The 16,857-nt window shown below is 68.2% G+C and carries 15 protein-coding genes; 8 read left to right on the top strand and 7 right to left on the bottom strand.

Features of this window, described 5'->3' with window-relative positions:
* Positions 1-41: 41 nt before the first annotated feature.
* Genes ACHL_RS05800 through ACHL_RS23760 form a run of 3 tightly spaced genes read left to right on the top strand, consistent with a single transcriptional unit; the run spans position 42 to position 5,282 of the window.
* Entirely contained in the window at positions 42-764 is a 723-nt protein-coding gene (locus ACHL_RS05800; RefSeq protein ID WP_015936368.1) for a hypothetical protein, read from the top strand.
* Between the two features lie 27 nt (positions 765-791).
* Complete coding sequence (locus ACHL_RS05795) at positions 792-2,111, top strand: hypothetical protein (RefSeq protein WP_015936367.1); 1,320 nt, start codon at positions 792-794, stop codon at positions 2,109-2,111.
* An 18-nt stretch (positions 2,112-2,129) separates the two neighbouring features.
* Entirely contained in the window at positions 2,130-5,282 is a 3,153-nt protein-coding gene (locus ACHL_RS23760; RefSeq protein WP_015936366.1) for a glucosaminidase domain-containing protein, read from the top strand.
* Between the two features lie 24 nt (positions 5,283-5,306).
* Here the strand turns inward: ACHL_RS23760 and ACHL_RS05785 are convergent, their stop codons facing one another.
* The gene (locus ACHL_RS05785; RefSeq protein WP_015936365.1) at positions 5,307-6,173 is read right to left on the bottom strand and encodes an HAD hydrolase family protein; all 867 of its coding nucleotides are present in this window, start codon (positions 6,171-6,173) and stop codon (positions 5,307-5,309) included.
* Positions 6,174-6,392: 219 nt separating this feature from the next.
* Between ACHL_RS05785 and ACHL_RS05780 the strand changes: the two genes are divergently transcribed.
* Both ACHL_RS05780 and ACHL_RS05775 read left to right on the top strand, forming a co-directional pair.
* Entirely contained in the window at positions 6,393-6,662 is a 270-nt protein-coding gene (locus tag ACHL_RS05780) for a GlsB/YeaQ/YmgE family stress response membrane protein (protein WP_015936364.1), read from the top strand.
* Between the two features lie 156 nt (positions 6,663-6,818).
* Entirely contained in the window at positions 6,819-9,011 is a 2,193-nt protein-coding gene (locus ACHL_RS05775) for a putative bifunctional diguanylate cyclase/phosphodiesterase (RefSeq protein ID WP_015936363.1), read from the top strand.
* A gap of 42 nt (positions 9,012-9,053) precedes the next feature.
* Here ACHL_RS05775 and ACHL_RS24660 read toward each other — a convergent pair whose 3' ends face one another.
* The gene (locus tag ACHL_RS24660) at positions 9,054-9,620 is read right to left on the bottom strand and encodes a hypothetical protein (protein ID WP_015936362.1); all 567 of its coding nucleotides are present in this window, start codon (positions 9,618-9,620) and stop codon (positions 9,054-9,056) included.
* A gap of 236 nt (positions 9,621-9,856) precedes the next feature.
* Here ACHL_RS24660 and ACHL_RS05765 point away from each other — a divergent pair, with 236 nt between their 5' ends.
* A complete protein-coding gene (locus ACHL_RS05765) occupies positions 9,857-10,408 on the top strand; it encodes a dihydrofolate reductase family protein (RefSeq protein WP_015936361.1) in 552 nt (183 codons plus the stop codon).
* Positions 10,409-10,487: 79 nt separating this feature from the next.
* Here the strand turns inward: ACHL_RS05765 and mmuM are convergent, their stop codons facing one another.
* Positions 10,488-11,429 carry a homocysteine S-methyltransferase gene (gene mmuM / locus ACHL_RS05760; RefSeq protein ID WP_043794516.1) on the bottom strand — a complete coding sequence of 314 codons (942 nt, stop codon included), beginning with the start codon at positions 11,427-11,429 and terminating at the stop codon, positions 10,488-10,490.
* A gap of 90 nt (positions 11,430-11,519) precedes the next feature.
* Here mmuM and ACHL_RS05755 point away from each other — a divergent pair, with 90 nt between their 5' ends.
* Positions 11,520-12,287, top strand: coding sequence for an IclR family transcriptional regulator (locus ACHL_RS05755; protein ID WP_043793815.1), 768 nt, complete (start codon positions 11,520-11,522; stop codon positions 12,285-12,287).
* Here ACHL_RS05755 and ACHL_RS05750 read toward each other — a convergent pair.
* From ACHL_RS05750 to ACHL_RS24150, 3 genes are all read right to left on the bottom strand, one after another.
* Positions 12,284-13,045, bottom strand: coding sequence for an IclR family transcriptional regulator (locus ACHL_RS05750; protein WP_015936358.1), 762 nt, complete (start codon positions 13,043-13,045; stop codon positions 12,284-12,286). The genes ACHL_RS05755 and ACHL_RS05750 overlap by 4 nt on opposite strands.
* Positions 13,046-13,230: 185 nt before the next feature.
* A complete protein-coding gene (locus ACHL_RS05745) occupies positions 13,231-14,664 on the bottom strand; it encodes an amino acid permease (RefSeq protein WP_015936357.1) in 1,434 nt (477 codons plus the stop codon).
* 254 nt (positions 14,665-14,918) lie between these two features.
* On the bottom strand, positions 14,919-15,074 hold the full coding sequence (locus tag ACHL_RS24150) for a hypothetical protein (protein WP_157672495.1): 156 nt from the start codon (positions 15,072-15,074) through the stop codon (positions 14,919-14,921).
* Between ACHL_RS24150 and rlmC the strand changes: the two genes are divergently transcribed.
* Positions 15,073-16,200: a 23S rRNA (uracil(747)-C(5))-methyltransferase RlmC gene (gene rlmC / locus ACHL_RS05735; RefSeq protein ID WP_015936356.1), complete on the top strand. Its 1,128-nt coding sequence runs from the start codon at positions 15,073-15,075 to the stop codon at positions 16,198-16,200. The two genes, ACHL_RS24150 and rlmC, sit on opposite strands and share 2 nt — an antisense overlap.
* Here rlmC and ACHL_RS05730 read toward each other — a convergent pair.
* Entirely contained in the window at positions 16,197-16,835 is a 639-nt protein-coding gene (locus tag ACHL_RS05730) for an FMN-binding negative transcriptional regulator (protein ID WP_015936355.1), read from the bottom strand. The two genes, rlmC and ACHL_RS05730, sit on opposite strands and share 4 nt — an antisense overlap.
* Between the last annotated feature and the right edge of the window lie 22 nt (positions 16,836-16,857).

The raw sequence follows: 16,857 nt of genomic DNA, 5'->3' as shown, positions 1-16,857 counted from the left end.
CCCCCACAGGGGCAAACAGCAGCAAGGAAAGGAGCGCCGTCATGGCACAGGAGGAGACGGGCAACGCCCGGACATCAGGCCGCGCGTCGGCCAAGACCACCCAGTCGAACCAGGCCAGCGAAGCGGCCGGCGCCGCTGACGCCCAGGCTGCTGCCGAGGAGCTCACCCTGGTGGTGGCCAAGGCGCTCGGCGAACAGATGGGCGCCGTGATGCGGGAGGTCTTCGCCGAGCAGCGCAGCCTCTTCGCTGCGCAGGCGGAGCTGCGGGAGGCCGATTATGTGCTTGTCAGGCACATGGTGGAGGAACAGCAGGCGCGCCGGGAGAAGGACGCCGAGCTGCTGAAGAAGATCGACAGGCAGGCTGAGGCCAAACCGCCGGGCCCGGTGGGCGGACGCAGGATCGACGCCGACCCTGGCCAGCTCCTCCTGGGGCTGCAGTTCAACGCGCTCAGCAACGTCCTGGGCAGCCGCAAACGCACCAGGAACGGCCGCGACGGCTCCATCCTCGAGCCGCCCGAAATCACCAGGGTTGGCACCGCGTCCTCCCCCACCGCCGTCCGCTACCGGATGACATTCAAGGGCCCGTTGCCCTCCGGCTCAGCGACGGTGGGCATCCAGTACCTGGACAACACCCCCAGGGACCTGGTCCAGATTGGTGCGCTGCAGAACAACGGCCTCGACCTGAAGTCGGACAAGGTCCAGTACGTGGAACTGCTGGACGGCCGTGCCCTGCCCATCGCGTTTGGCATCCCCTACCGGCGCTGAATTCACGAATCGTTTTGGAGGCTCACGATGTTCCGTACGCTAGCCAGGCTGGTTGTCGATCCCACCCTGCTGAACCCCGCGGCCACGCCCAACCCGGACGTGGTGTTCGCCCACAACCCGCGGCAGCTCAGCCGCTGGCTGGAAGAGGTGTTCGCGGTGAACGGCGTGGTCAAGTACTTTCCCAACCCCGGCCCCACGCTGACCGCCACCACCGGGCAGCAGGCCGTCATTGACGCCCTGAAGATGCCGCCGCTGCTGCTGGGCGCGTATCCCAGCGCCATCACCCAGGGCACCGCCATCCCGCCGGGCTACAACGTGCCGCCGCTGCTGGGCACCACCCAGCCGCTGCCGTGGGACCACCTGATTTACGCGTTCCTGCTGGAGAACACGGGCATCGTGGAAATCCTGGGTGAGGTGGTGCGGCGTTACAAGGTGGGCGAAACCCTGGCACCGCCGTCGGTCCAGACCCTGGTGTGGGCGCGGAACACCGAGGAGCTGTTCTTCCGCGACCCGCCGGCCTTCCACATCCTGGGGGTCAGCAGCCAACTGCGCCCGGACGCCCGGGTGAACCGCCGCAACGCGTACTGGCGCATGTTTGGCCGGGACCTTTCCCACGCGCCGCTTGCCACACCGCTGGGCAGTGCCCTGGAGGGGCAGCCGTGGAAGAAGGACGTGGGAGCGGGCAGCAACGCCCGGTTCTTCGACATCTGGGAGGAGCTGCTGCGGCAGGTCTGGCAGGGCATCCTGAACGACCGGAACCAGGGTGGCCCCAACGCCACGGACCGCTCCTACATCGCCTATCTCTGCCAGTCCCTCTCCGAGATGCTCACCATGCGGCGGCGCGGCGGGATGCTGGCGCAGGAGGAATTCGCCTACGTCTGCATGCTCAACTGGATGCACCTGACCGTGGAGTACGAGACTCCGGTGGTGAAGGACCTCAAGGCCGAGGCCGGCGTCAACGGCAACCCGGCGGACCGGCTGGCAGCCATCGGAGCCAGGGTGGGGATCAACCCGCCACGCGAAACCCGGGAACTGTTCGAACTTGCGGGCCTGCTCTCACCGCTGATGTGGTTCATCGAGAACGGTGCCTTCAACGACGAATCGGACGCGGAGATGCTGTACCACTCCAACATGGTGCCCAACCCGGTGGTTGCCGATGCCATGATCCGCATCATCGACCTGTGGCAGTCCGCCACGGGGACCCGGATCAAGGACCCCACGGTGGTGTCGGTCAGCCCGGACGCCAAGCGCCCGGCCCAGCCGCTGCGGCTGCCGGAGCCAACTCCCGCGGCGTCGGCGCCGGTGTTCGCCCCGGCCTCGAGCAACGGCACCAAGGCCAAAGTCTAGGACCGGGGAGGCCAGGTCATGGAGGACTACAATGTGGCGCAGCTGTTCGCCATCAACGGCAACGGCGAGGCGCATCAGGAACATCCCGGCTGGCCCGTGAAGCAGGACGTCTTCTCGCTCCAGGACCAGCCGGGCAGCGGCGCAGGGTTCACTGAGGACTTCGGCGCCGATGGTGGCGCCGGGGACCAGGGCGAAGGCTTCGGTGCCGCTAGCGGTACCGCTGAAACGGAATGGCCGGGGACAGCCGAAGATTACGACGCCCTTTCCTGGGGCGGCCACGAGGACCTCGCTTTCCAGCAATGGGCCGGAACGCCGGACCTGCAGGAAAGCCCGTCCGACGGCGGCGCCAGCACCTGGGAGGTCCAGGAGGACTTCGCTGCCGGCAGCCCCGGGCCGGACACCGAAACGGGCATGGCCCCCGCACCCGGGGCGTACTCCGAAGACCAGCCCGGCACGATGCCGCCGGGCCGCCTGGTGGTGGACCGGCTGCCCCTGCTCCGCACCCACAAGGGCACCGCCCCGGACCTGCTCCTCAAATGGAACAGCATGCCGCAGGGCACCACCGCCGTGGACGTGGTGGTCCACCTGCACGGCTACTCCGGCCGGCGGGCTGCGATGAGCATCGTCCGGGACAAGGAACCTGCAAGCGGACTGGACTTCGCAGACCCCGAGCAGCCCGGAACGGCAGGCCGCACCACCCCAACCCTGGCGGTCCTTCCCCGCGGCCACTACTTCGGCGGCAACAGCGGCTCGGGGTATTCGTTCCCCGCTCTCACCAAAGCGGGAGCGCTGCAGCAGCTGGTGGCCACGGCCATCGACGCCTTCAACAAGCAGACGGGATCCAGCGCCAGCCAGGGGAAGCTGATCATCACCGCGCACTCCGGCGGCGGCGCACCGCTGATGGCCATCCTGCGGCACACGGACCCGGACGAGGTCCACACCTTCGACGCGCTCTACTCCGACCCGTCGGCACTGATCGCGTGGGCCCGACGCCGGGTGGCCGCCGGCAGCGGTGCGCTGCGGGTGGTCTTCCGGGCGGGTGAGCCCACGGCACGCAACAGCGAGCGCGTGGCAAAGTCGCTGAAGACCCTCGGTGCCGGGGCGCCGTTCCGGGTGGAATCCACCAGGGTGCCGCACAACGACATCCCGAGGAAGTTCGGCTGGCGGCTGCTGGCCGACCCCTCCGCCGCCTTGCCGGGAACCACAGCCCGGGAAGCCGAAACGGACGGCGAGGACCTCTACTTCGCCGAAACCGGGTGGCGGTTCGGCGAGGACAGCGCCGCGGAAGCGGACCCGGGCGAGGCCTACGACGCCGGAGCGTCCTTCGAGGAGGAAGCGGGCGCCGTCGTACTGTCCGATGCCCGGCAGGGTGAAGCGGAACCCGCGGCCACCGAGAGCGACGGCTTTGCCGGGGACAGCTCCGGCGAGGCAAGTTTCAGCGAAAGCAGCGCCGGTGAAACGGCAGGGCGCGAGGCCGGCGAGGCTGAAGCCGGCGAGGCCGAGGCCGCCGAATGGCAGCTGGCCGCCGAACAGTCCGAGGCGGAGGATATCGGCGAGCACGAGGTCTTCCCGTCCGGCGCCTCCCTGGGCACCACGTCCGGCCGCACCGGCGAGGGCGAGGAGCATTGGGACCCCAACAACACCGGCCTGCCGCTGTACGAGACCGGGCCGGCACTGCGAGGCAGGAAACTCTCGCCCAACTTCACCGTGGGTGAGCTGGTGTTCAGCGGAAACCAGTACGCGGAGAAGGCGCGCATCTCCCCTGCCCTGGTGGCGGCGCTGCAGAAGCTGCGGGACAGGGTGGGCAGGCCGGTGCGGATCACGTCCGGCTACCGGTCCTGGGAGCGCAATGTAGCTGTCTACCGCAACGCCAAACCGCCGAAGAAGCCCACCCTGAGCAGGCACTGCAGCGGGCAGGCGGCGGACGTGACGGTGGCGGGGATGTCCGGCCTGGAGATCGCCAAGGCGGCCGTGGACGTCCTGGGTGACGGGATCGGCGTCGGCATCGGGGCGGGCTTTGCCCACGTCGACGTACGCGGCAAGTGGACGGCCTGGACGTATCTGTCCGGATCCGCCGGTACCGCCGCGCTGGCAGCCATCAACGCCCACCGAACTGCCCGGAAGGCAGCGCCGGCGCCGGTACCCGCACCACAATCATCGGACCGGGCAGCCGGGCGGGTGGTCCGCGGTACGTTCGTGCGCTGCGCAACCGGCGCCCAACCGGGCGCCCGGGCCATGGCGGATCAGTGGAAGCGCCTGACGGGACGGCAGGCCGGCACCTTCAACTGCCGCAAGACCGAGGCGGGCACCCCGTCCCTGCACGGCGAGGGCCGCTCCGTGGATTTGTACGCCCGGGTGGACCGGCCGGCTGAGAAGGCGCAGGCCGAGGCGTACGTGGCGTGGATGCAGAGCAACGCCGTGGAACTCCAGGTGGCCTACATCATCTGGAACCACAACCAGTGGAGCTGGGCCCGCCGTGCCGACGGCTGGCGCCCGTACACCCAGCCCAACAAGCACACCGACCACATCCACGTGGATCTCAGCTGGGAGGGCGCCCGCAACCCCAGCCCGCTGTTCAGCGCCGGCGTTCCCGGGCTGGGCGGCGGCCAGGCACCGGCGCCACCAAATCCGGCGCCCCCGAATCCTGCCCCAAAGCCCGGAGGCAACGTCCCGGCGCATGTCCGCGAGTTCGTCAGCCGCTACAGCCCCGACGCCCGGCGCGGCCAGCAGGCCAGCGGCGTGCCGTGGCTGGTGACGCTGGGGCAGGCGGCGCTGGAATCGGGCTGGGGGAAGAAGGCGCCCCGGTTCAACTTCTTCGGCATCAAGGCGAAGGCCACCATCCCGGAATCCCAGCGCCAGCTGCTGCTGACGCGTGAGGTGCTGGGCCATCCGAACGGCAAGTTCCCGCAGGTCATCTCGGTGACCCCGAGGCCGGACGGGAAGTACAACTATGTGGTGCTGGACTGGTTCCGGGCCTACCAGTCCGCGGAGGAATCATTTGCGGACCACGGCAGCTTCCTGCGCCGCAATTCCAGGTACCGCCCAGCGTTCGAGCACACCGCGGACCCGTACGCCTTCGCGCGGGCAGTGGCGGCAGCAGGCTATGCCACGGACCCGTCCTATGCGGCCACGCTGACCAGCGTCATGCGGCTGATCGAGCGGGCAGCCTAGGGTTGCGGTCCGGCCAGCGACGCATCAGTCCAGGAGACCGAGGCCGGCGAAGGCGAGCGCCACGCCATTGCCGGCCGGGCCGGGGGTGAGCCGGTCCGCGACGGCGAGCACACCGGGATGGCCGTCCTCCACCGCGATGCCCACGCCTGCATACTCGAGCATCTCGATATCGTTGGCGCTGTCGCCGATGGCCACGATGTCCGCCCGGTTGAGGCCCAGGCGTTCCTCCACCACCCGGATGCCCACCGCCTTGTGGGTTCCGGCCATGAAGATCTCGCCGGCGGAATCGCCGAGGGCGGACAGCGAACTGGGGATGAGCCCCACCTGCGGGCCGAGGCCACCCATGAGGCGGGTCAGCGGGACCGGGGAATCGAAGCAGGAGATCTTGGCGAAGGACGCACCACGGAGGTCGTCGCTGTACTGGACCGGCCCCAGGATGTCCTCCACCGGATCCACGTCGGTGCTGAGGACGCCGTCGTGCCCGGAACGGCCGGCGAAGACGGGGGCCAGGACCCGCCGGAGCCGTTCGCCCACTCCGGTGCGGCCGCGCAAAGCTTCGGGAGCCTCCAGGATGTAGGCGACGTCATGGGCGTCCAGGGTGTCCACGATGAGGGCCGCCACGTCGGGCTCGAACCGGGTGTCTTTGAGTACCTCACCGTTCATTTCCACCCGGGCACCAGCGCCGGTGATCACGCCGTCGAACCCTGCCTCCAGGATGTGGTCCGGCACCATGGACAGCGGGCGTCCGGTGCACACGAACACCAGGTGGCCGCGGCGCCGCACCTCCTGCACGGCTTCCACGTGGGCTGCCGGAGCCAGGCCGTGGTCCGCATACGTCCCGTCAATATCGAGGAAGATGGCACGCGGGCGGTCTGTTTGCTGGCTGGACATGCCGGACTCCTGGGAATTCGCTGAGGGGACAATTCATCCTATCGAAGCCCCGGAAAGCGGCTCTCTGCCCGCCCGGAATGGCTGCTCAGGAGGGTGTTTGCCGGGAAAACTGATAGTCATCCTGTGATATTGAAAGCCTTGCAGCGAAGTAAGCACGCTGATTGAATTAGGGAACCGGAGATGGGGGCACGGCACAACTTACTAATAAGGAGTGACAGCATGGGCATTCTCGGATTTCTCATCTTGGGCCTGATTGCGGGCGCCATTGCAAAGGCCATCCTGCCGGGCCGTCAAGGCGGCGGCTGGGTGGTGACCATGGTCCTCGGCGTTGTCGGCGCTATCCTCGGCGGCTGGATCGGGTCGCTGATCTTCGGTGGCGGCTTGGCCGAATTCTTCGATATCCGCACCTGGCTGCTGGCCATCCTCGGATCCATCGTGGTCCTGCTGATCTACGGTGCAGTCATGAACCGCAGCGGACACCGGGCCTAGTAAAACCCCCTCATCCACTAGCGCAGAAACGCCGTCCCGGCAGCGGGGCGGCGTTTCTGCGTTCCGGGCCTGAACCGGTATTCGTGCCCAATCCGTAGTGAACGTGACCACCATTACCGGCAGTTGGCACCTTATGATGTGCGAGGGGGTGGTGGTATGGCTGAATCCGGCCACGAAAGCACAATGGCAGTCCGGACGGTCGAGGCGATGCTTGACGCCAGCCCGGATGCCTTCCTTGCCCTCGCAGAGGATGGCACCATCACCCTGGCCAACGGGGCAGCCACGAAGCTCTTTGGGCTGGACCGCAGGTTCCTCACCGGCCGGGATTACCGGACGCTCCTTGCGGACCGCTCGCACCCCGAGGTGGACAGGCTTTTCCGCCAGATCCTGGACCGGTCCGCCGCGCATCCGCGGGAAGTGGCCTGGGTCCATGCCGACGGCACCAGCTTCTCCGCAGAAGTGGCAGGGTCCCTCTTTCCTGCCGGAGCCGGGCAGCTGCCCGGGGATCCAGCGGCCGGCGCCGGCGGCACCACGGGTACCGCGCCCGACGACGGGGTCCCGGGAGGGGCACAGGTCCTCCTCTCGGTCCGGGCTACTTCGCACCGGCAGGCCACGAACGCGGACCTTCGCCATGCGATGTCCCTGCTGACGTCCACCCTTGAGTCCACCGCAGACGGCATCCTGGTGATGGGCTCCAACGGCACCGTGGCCGGCTACAACGACCAGTTCCTCACCATGTGGAACATCCCCCGCAAGCTCATGGAAGGTGACAGCGCGGACCCGGTGATGCAGCGCATCACCAGCCAGCTCACCGATCCTGGCACGTTCCTTGCCAGGCTCATGGAGGTCCAGAGCAACACCACGGCCGAGAGCCACGACGTTGTGGATTTCAAGGATGGCCGCACTTTCGAAAGGTATTCCCGCCCCCACAAGGTGGGCGAGGACATCGTGGGCCGGGTGTGGAGTTTCCGGGATGTCACTCCCCGGCGCAGGGCCCAGGAACAGGCACACCAGGCCATGCTTGACCTGGCGGAGCAGGCGGAAAAGCTGCGCGTCATGGCCTTCCAGGACCCGCTGACCGGCCTGGCCAACAGGGCAGTGTTCAATGACGCCCTGGCCGGGTCGCTGCAGGAACCCCGGCTCAAGGCCGTGGACGTCCTCCTCCTGGACCTGGACGACTTCAAGGAAGTCAATGACCTCCTTGGCCACCAGGCCGGGGACGACATGCTGATCGAGGTGGCCCGCAGGCTGCGCGGGTGCGTCCCCACCGCGGACGTGGTGGCACGGCTGGGCGGCGACGAGTTCGTGGTGCTCCTGACGGCCTGCCCCAACGTGGATGAAATTGCGGCATGCATTGTCCGCTGCCTGCACGTCCCCGTCACCATCAGCGGCCGCGCGCTCCGCCCCAGCCTGAGCCTCGGCGTGGCATCGCGGGGGCGGGAGGAGGTTGGCCCGTCGGAGCTGCTGCGCCAGGCGGACATTGCCATGTATGCGGCGAAGGCCGCCGGGAAGAACCGTTTCCTGCGGTTCCATCCGGACATGATGGCGGCCCTGGTGCAGCGGACGGACATGGAAAGCGGCCTGCAGTTCGCCCTGCAGGGCGGGGAGATTACGGTGGATTTCCAGCCGATCGTCTCGCACCGCAGCGGGCAGGTGGTCCAGTTCGAGGCCCTCGCACGGTGGGACCGCGGCGCGGGCCGGGTGCCGCCGTCGGACTTCATACCGCTGGCCGAACGCACAGGGCTCATTCGGGACATCGGCCTTGAGGTGATGTCCCAGGCCATGGCGCAGCTGGCGGACTGGCTGGGTGAGGATCCGCAGCGGTCGCTGGCGGTGAACGTGTCCGGAGTGCAGCTGCAGGAACACGACTTTGCAGCGAAGGTGCTGGGCCTGGCGGAGACCCGCGGCGTGGCCGCCCGGCAGCTGGTGCTGGAGGTCACCGAGAGCGTCTTCTTCCACGCCGACTGCGACCTGATCAGGCAGCTCAGCACATTGCGGGACGCCGGCGCCCGGGTTGCCCTGGACGACTTCGGCACCGGCTATTCCTCGCTGGGGCGGTTGCAGGACCTGCCGGTGGACACCGTGAAGATCGACAAGACCTTTGTGTCCATGGTGCGGACCGGCAGCGAACGCCTACCCATCCTCAGTTCCATGATCAACATGGCGCACAGCCTGGGGCTGACTGTCACCGCGGAGGGAATCGAGACGGCCTCACAGGCGGATTACCTCACGGCACTCGACTGTGACGCGCTGCAGGGCTACCTGTTCTCGCTGCCTGAGCCGGCCGCGCGCCTGGAGAAGGCATTGCGCCGGGCCGAAGAGGTGCTCGGCGCGCTCCAGCAACGCTAGCTGGCAGCCGGGGCGCAGGTACGACGCCGGGCCTTCCGGCTGCTAGGCAGCCTTCCTGCCGCCGGGCTGCTTGGGCTTCTTTCCCGAGGCGAGGGGCTGGCCTGACGGCCGAGGCGGAGTGGCCGGCCGGCCCTCCTGCTCACGCGACTCCGGCGCAGTGGACTGGGCATGGTCGTACGGTGCAGGGTCCTGGGCTGATGGTCCGGCGGCCGGTTCCGAGGCGCCGAATTCCCGGGCAACAGACTGGGCAGCCGTCCGCTCAACCCGGGCCTGCTCAGCTGGCTCTTCGTCAACGGCGTACTCAATGACGCCGTCTGCATTCACGGCGTTCTCAGCCGGCACGAACGCATCAGCGGGGTTTGCCATGGCGGCGCGGTTGCGGCGCCAGCGGCGGAAGAGGTCCACGGCGGCCAGCAGGCCTGCCAGCGGAGTGAGTACCGCAGCAGTGTAGACGAAGAGCAACCAGGTGAGGGTGGTCAGCGGCGGCTGGTTGTTGTGCAGGAGGGACAGCCCGCCAAGGATCCCCACGAGCCAGAAAAGGATGACCGCCGCGAGGACTGCTCCGGCGGGAAAGTACTGGTTCCGCACAATCTTCTTCAGGGTTTCCAATGCACTTCCTCCTTGCCTGGCCGGGGCTGCGGAAAGTGGCCGCATCACCCTAAGTATGGGGCCCGTTTCAACCGAAACACGGCAAGACGCCACGGCGAGTGATGAACATAACTGGAGCGCCGCCGTCGTCCCCGTTGTTGGCGGCAATCCGACGTGCCATGGCGGTATTTGGTCTTCCGCCCACGCGCCGCCGCACATAGGTTGTTGCTTGACCCAACGAACCCGGGAGGACCCGCATGCGCAAAGTCACGGCCGGACTGTTCCACTCCATTGACGGAGTGGTTTCGGATCCGTTCAAGTTCCAGTTCGACAGCTTCGACGCTGAGCTCGGTAAGGGGCTCACCACCATGATGAACACCGTGGACACCGTGGTGCTGGGCCGGAAAAGCTATGAGGAGTGGGCGTCCTACTGGCCCAATGCTTCCGCGGACCAGGACTTCGCCGCGTTCATCAACCCGGTGGAGAAGTTTGTGGTGTCCAGGACGCTGAGCGAACCCCTGGAGTGGCAGAACTCCCGGCTGATGGACGCGCCGCTGGAGGAGTTCGTGGCGAAGCTCAAGGAGGGCGACGGCGGTGAGATTGCCGTGTGCGGCAGCATCTCCGTGACCCGGCAGCTGCTGTTCGCGGGGCTGCTGGATTCGCTGCAGCTCATGACCCACCCCGTGGTGGCCGGCAGCGGCAGGCGGCTGTTCGAGGACGGCGATCCCCTCACCCGGCTGGTCCTGCTGGATGAGAAGCGCACCAGCAAGGGCAATGTGCTCACCACCTACGGGGTCCGCGGCGACTAAGCGCCCGCGCCAGGGCCACGCATGACCCCCGGGGCACCTTGGCACGGACTCACCGGACTATGGCCGGTTTACGCCGGGATCAGGAGTTGACATGCCCCGCGACGGCGGAAATGTCGGCCGGCGTGGTCCGGCAGCAGCCACCGATGATCCGGGCGCCGAGGGCCTGCCAGGCGGGAACGCCGTCCGCCAGCGCTGCAGGGGCAGTGGCCGCGGGTGCTGCGTCCCAGGTTTTGGTGCCCGCATCGTAGGTCTCCCCGGAGTTCGGGTAAGCCACCAGCGGTTTGCCGGTGCCGCCGCGGAGGGCCGTGAGCGCCGGGGCCACCAGTGCCAGCGGCACGCAGTTAACCCCGACGGCGGCCACGTGGGACTCGCCGTCCAGCAGTTCCGCGACGGCGGCCAGGGGCGTGCCGTCGCTGATGTGCCCGGCGTCGCGGAGGGAGAAGGAGAACCAGGATTCGACGCCGAGGTCCCGGGTCAGTTCCGCCAGGGCCCGGGCTTCGGCGAAGGAAGGCAGGGTTTCGCAGGCCAGGGCGTCGGCACCGGACTCAACCAGGGCTTCGAGGCGGGGGCGGTGGAAGTCGCGGAACTCTGCCGGTGTCAGGGCGTAGTCCCCGCGGTACTCCGAGCCGTCGGCAAGATAGGCACCATACGGCCCCACCGATCCGGCGATGAACAGGGGCCGGGCCTCCGACTGGTTGGCCAGGTGGTCGCGCCGCGCCTCGTCGGCCAGCCGCACGGACAATGCAACGAGGTCCAGGGCCTCCTGCTCCGTCATTCCCCGGGCGGCGAATCCCTGCGGTGTTGCCTGGTAGCTCGCGGTGGTGGCGATCCTGGCGCCCGCCGCGAAGTAGTCCCGGTGTACGTCCCGGATCAGGCCTGGATGTTCCAGCAGGACCTTGGCCGACCACAATGGATCGTCCAGGTTGCACCCTCGATCCTCGAGTTCCGTGGCCAGTGCGCCATCGGTGACGAGGGTTTCCCCGGTTTCGAGCAGGGCGGACAGCGTGGGATTGGCAGGCATGATGGTCACTATACGCATCCAGATATGCCGATGCCGGTTGTTACGGCGGCGTGAGCAGGCTGTAACTGCACCCGAATTACACTCAATGCCATGGCTAAATCTTCCAGCATGGGCCGCGGCGTCCTGGCCCTGCTGGCCGTGGGCTCCCGCCACGCGGCTGAACACCCGGGCGGGACCGTGGCTGACATCGCCGCCGGCCTGGGCAAGGACCGCAGCCAGGTCTCGCGGTACCTTCGCAGCGCGGAGCAGGAGGGCTTCCTGGCCCGCACCGCCCACCGCGCCTATGCGCTGGACTGGGAGTTCCTCACCGACGCCCAGCAACTGACCACACGCCGGCTGGAGTCCGATGCGGCCATCGCGCTAGACACCCTGGCAGCCGATACGGACGAGGCCTGCTTCCTGGGTGTCCTGCACGGGAACAGCACTGTGACCATCGGCGAAAGCGTTCCGGCCAGCAGCAACCTGGTGGGTTCCTGGCTGGGCAGGCCCTACCCCGCGTACTGCAGCGACGCCGGGCAGGCAGTGCTGTGGGAGTCCTCCGACGCGGAAGTCCGCAGCGTCTTCGCGGGCGTCGACTTTGTCCGGCACGGCCCCAACACGCCGCACAGTGTGGACGAGTTCCTGGCCAGGCGGGAGGCCGCAAAGGCGCGGGGCTATTCGATAGTGGACCAGGAAGCCGAACCGGGGCTCTACTCCCTGGCAGTCCCGGTGCGCGATTTCAAGGGCGAGGTGGTGGCAGCGCTGCAGATCGTGGGGATCAGGGACCGGCTGGAACCCCGCAAGGAAGCCTGCGCCGCGGAGCTGCTCCGGCAGGGACGGTGGCTTGAGTCCAGCCTGGGCTACCAGCCGAGGGATTAGCGGGGCACGGCCGCAGCGCCGAGCCTCTCCGCGGCGGCAGCCAGGGCGTCCGCCGCGGCCCGGCGCTCCGCCAGGCCCGGACCGCCGAGCACACTCAGCGAGGCCCGCACTGTTCCTGTCCCGTCCCGCACGGGCACGGCCAGCTCAACAACGTCATGCTCGAATTCCTCGACTGCGGCCACCACCCCGGCCCGGCGGTCCCGGACCATCAGCTCCCACACCCCATCAATGGTGTGCGCCGCGCCCGGACCGCCGATGCCAATGAAGTTCACGCCCTCCAGCAGGCCCTCCAGTGCCGGCCGGTCCAGGTCCCACAGCAGCGCCCGCCCGGCACCCGTGCACCAGACGGGGCTGACCATGCCCGGCCTGACGAAGCTGCCGGGGACGGCGTCATTGCTGGAGTTGCGGAGCAGGATGGCCCGGTAACCGTCGCGGACGGAGAGTCTGGCGCGCAGGCCCAAGGAGGACACCAGGACTTCGAGCTCGGTCCGGGCGGCCAGTACCCAGCCTGTGTTGAGGGAGGCTGCCAGTTTGAAGTATTCCGGTCCGGCCCGGAACGGCCCACGCTCCGGGCGTTCGAGCAGTCCGAGGTCGCACAGTTCCTGGGCCAGCCGTGAAACCCTGCTCTGGTCCATCGACAACGCCGCGGCGAGCTGGGAAACACCCAGGAGGGGCCGCCCGGACTTTTCCCGGTCAACCACCAGCCGGACAATCCGGAGCCCCTGCGCCAGGGACGACGCTTCAGCGGATGAATCCACGCTTTCCCTGCCCCTCCCGCCGGTCACCCGCCCATTCTTCCACGGCCGTCGCGGCGCAACATCCGGCCGGGCCGCCCCATGGTCGCCGCGGGCAGTATGGGCACCCTGGCCGCGGACGACGGCGGCGCGCACCGGCGGAGGTGCCGGGCGCACCCGCCGCACATCCGTCGTCGTCCGTTCCCGGCTTAGCGCCGCGGCTGAACCGGCGTGCGGCCGTGCCGAAGGTGGAAGTAGAGGTAGCAGGCAGCGACGAACGGGACGCCGAAGTAGAGCGCCGGTGCCTGGGCGGGATCGAGGGCGATGCCGATCAGGGACACGACGCACAGCGTGAACGCCAGGATGGGGACCAGCGGGAACAACGGCGCCTTGTAGGCGAGGGTGGACGTGTCACCGCCGCCACGGATGAACGCGCGCCGGTGGAAGAAGTGCGAGGCCGTGATGGACATCCAGACCCCCACCACCGCGAAACCGGCCACGGACACGAGGACCAGGTAGACGGTCTCAGGCGCCACCACGCTGCTGATCAGTGATGCCAGGCCGCCCACCATGCTCAGGGAGAGTGCAGCCAGGGGAATGCCGCGGCGGGTCAGCTTCTTGAGGGCGCGAGGCGCATGGCCTTCGTCGGCGAGCGAGAAGAGCATGCGGGCGCAGGAGAACAGGCCGCTGTTGCCGGCGGACAGTAGCGCGGTGATGATGACGAAGTTCATGATGTCGGCCGCGAACGGGATGCCGATGACTGAGAAGACGGTAACGAACGGGCTTTCGTCCAGCCCCACCTCCGTGTAGGGGATGGTGGCGGCGATGACCGCAATGGCGCCCACGAAGAAGATGAGCAGGCGGATCACGGTGGTGCGCATGGCCTTGGGGATGGCCGTGGCAGGGTCCTTGGTTTCGCCGGCGGCAACGCCGATCAGCTCGGAGCCGGAGAAGGCATAGAAGATGGCCAGCACGGTGACCAGGACGCCGGTAAAGCCGTTGGGGAACAGGCCGGATTCGGTGGCGAAGTTCTCGAAAAGGAACGGGTGTTCGCCGCCGCCGCCGAGCGGACGGAAGCCGAACAGGGCTGCGCCGCCCAGGACGATCAGGCCGATGATGGCGGCGACTTTGATGATGGCGAACCAGAACTCGGACTCGCCGAAGAACCGGGCGGACACCGCGTTGAAGCCGAAGAGGATGGCTGCAAACACCAGGCACCAGACCCACACCTCCACGTCCGGGAACCAGCGCTGCATCAGGAGGCCGGACGCCGTGAATTCGGAGCCGATGGCCACAGCCCAGCAGAGCCAGTACAGCCAGGCTGTGGCAAAGCCGGTGGCGGGGCCGATGGAGCGGGCCGCGTAGATATGGAAAGCCCCGGACACGGGGTACGCGATGGCCAGTTCGCCCAGGCACGCCATCACCAGGTACACCACGAACGCTCCGATGAGGTAGGCGATCACCGCGCCCAGCGGGCCCGCCTGGGAGATGGTGTAGCCGGAGCTGAGGAACAGGCCAGAGCCGATGACGCCGCCCATGGCAATCATCACCAGGTGCCGCGGCCCCATGGAGCGGCGGAGTCCGGAGGTGACCGGCTGCGCCGGGTCAGGCCGGGTGTCGAGCGTAGGCAATGAGGGTTCCACGGGGTCTCCAGTGCGGGTGATCGGTTTAGGCGGCGGGGTGTGCGTGCTTCGCAGGTGCGCTTCGCAGGGACACCGGGGATCGAAGAAGTGAACGCCGACAGAGCCGAAAGTAGCACGGTTGCCGAATTTACGGTCATTAAAGGCATGACAGTTTGCTTATATTGCACGCTGTTACATCGCTGGGTCGGGGCAGCGGCGGCCAGCACGCGCCGCTGCCGGGGCACATTGACACGGACACGCCGGGCAGCACAGGCTCAGCGCCCGGGAGCGGCCCCAATGTGCCCCGGGACGGTGGCGGCTCCACACAGGGACGGCGGCGGCGCCCACCCCGCGACGGTACCGACGCCGGCACTCCCCCAGGTGCCGGCGTCGGGCTTCCCCAGCGGCAACAGGTAAAATTGAGGGGTCATGCACTGTTCCTACTTTGATGCCGCCCGCTGCCGCTCCTGCACCCTCATGGGCACGCCCTACGGCGAACAGCTGGCCGGCAAGCAGGCCCACTGCCAGACGCTCCTCGCCGACCACACGGCCCTGGAGTGGCTGGAGCCGGTGGCCAGCCAGGAGTCCGCATTCCGCAACAAGGCCAAAATGGTGATCAGCGGAACGGCCCGGAACCCCACCATCGGCATCCTGGACGCCGAGGCCCACGGCATTGACCTGCGCAAATGCGGTGTCTGCTCCCCCGGGCTCCGCGCCGTGTTCCCCGTAGTGGCCGCCTTCATCCGCACCCACCGCCTGACGCCCTATGATGTGCCCAACCGGAGCGGCGAACTCAAGCACCTGATCGTCACCGAGTCCCCGGACGGCGAGATCATGCTGCGCCTGGTCCTCCGTTCCGAGCAGCTGGTCCCCCGCATCAGGAAGCACCTGCCGGACCTGTTGGAGGCCCTGCCCCAGGTGAAGGTGGTGTCCATCAACCTGCACCCCGAGCACAAGGCGGTGCTGGAGGGCGACCGGGAGATCCTGCTGACGGAGCAGTCCACGCTGAACATGCGGGTGAACGACATTAACCTGCACCTGCGCCCGCAGAGCTTCTTCCAAACCAACAGCCATATGGCCGCGGCACTGTACCGGCAGGGGCGGGAATGGGTGAATGAGCTGGCGCCGGCGTCAGTCTGGGACCTGTACTGCGGCGTGGGCGGGTTTGCCCTGCACGTCGCCAATCCCTCCCGCACGGTCACCGGCATCGAAACCAGCAGCGAAGCCATCGTCTCCGCCCGGCTCAGCAGCGACGAAGCCGGGCTGCAGGGCATGGAGTTCGAGGCCGGGGACGCCACCGCCTTCGCCCTGGCGGCACGGCAGGCACCGGACCTGGTCATCGTGAACCCGCCGCGGCGGGGCATCGGCAAGGAGCTGTGCGGCTGGCTGGAATCCTCGGACGTGCAGCACGTGGTCTATTCCAGCTGCAACGCTCAGTCCTTGGCCCGCGATCTGGCCGCACTCCCCTCCTTCACGGCGCGGCGGGTCCGGGTCCTGGACATGTTCCCGCAGACCACGCACTACGAAGTGATGGTCCTGCTGGAGCGCGCCGGCTAGCTTTCCGGCGTCTGCTGGGCCAAGACGCGTTCGACGGCGGCCGCGCTGGCTTCCTGCCCGCTGGACCGCAGTCCGGCCACCACGCCGGAGGCGTCGGCTGCGGACCGGTTCTGGCTCAGCTTCTCCTTCGCCTCAATCCGGGTAATCATCAGTTCAATGCCCACGATGGCGCGCAGCTGCCCGGCAATGAACTTCGCCGGTGCGTCATCAACGCTCCACGGGTGCTCCCGCTCCCCCTCATGCCGGTCCGTCAGGCGGCGGACGTGCCGCGCCAGCCAGCCGGCGTCGTCGTGGACCACCAGTTCGCCGTACACGTGGGCCGTGCTGTAGTTCCAGGTGGGCACCACGCGGCCGTGCTCGGCTTTGGACATATACCAGGACGGCGAGATGTAGGCATCGGGGCCCTGGATGATGGCCAGCGCCTCACCGGTAACCGGAGCTGTGGCCTGCGGGTTGTTCCGGGCGACGTGCGCGTGCAGTGCGCCGTACTCCCCCACGTCCGGCTCGAAGACGAACGGCAGCAGCGTGGCCAGCAGGCCGGCGTCGGTCATGGTGATGAGGTTGGCCGCACCCGGGCTGGTGAGCAGGTGCCGGGTGGCCTCGGGGCCGGCGGCAAAGTGGGCGGGAATATACATGGGGATGTCCTTATGGGTAGTT

It is taken from the genome of Pseudarthrobacter chlorophenolicus A6 (genome assembly GCF_000022025.1).
Lineage (GTDB): Bacteria > Actinomycetota > Actinomycetes > Actinomycetales > Micrococcaceae > Arthrobacter > Arthrobacter chlorophenolicus.
The sequence above is the reverse complement of the archived record's forward strand: the minus strand, read 5'-3'. Positions and strand labels throughout refer to the sequence as shown.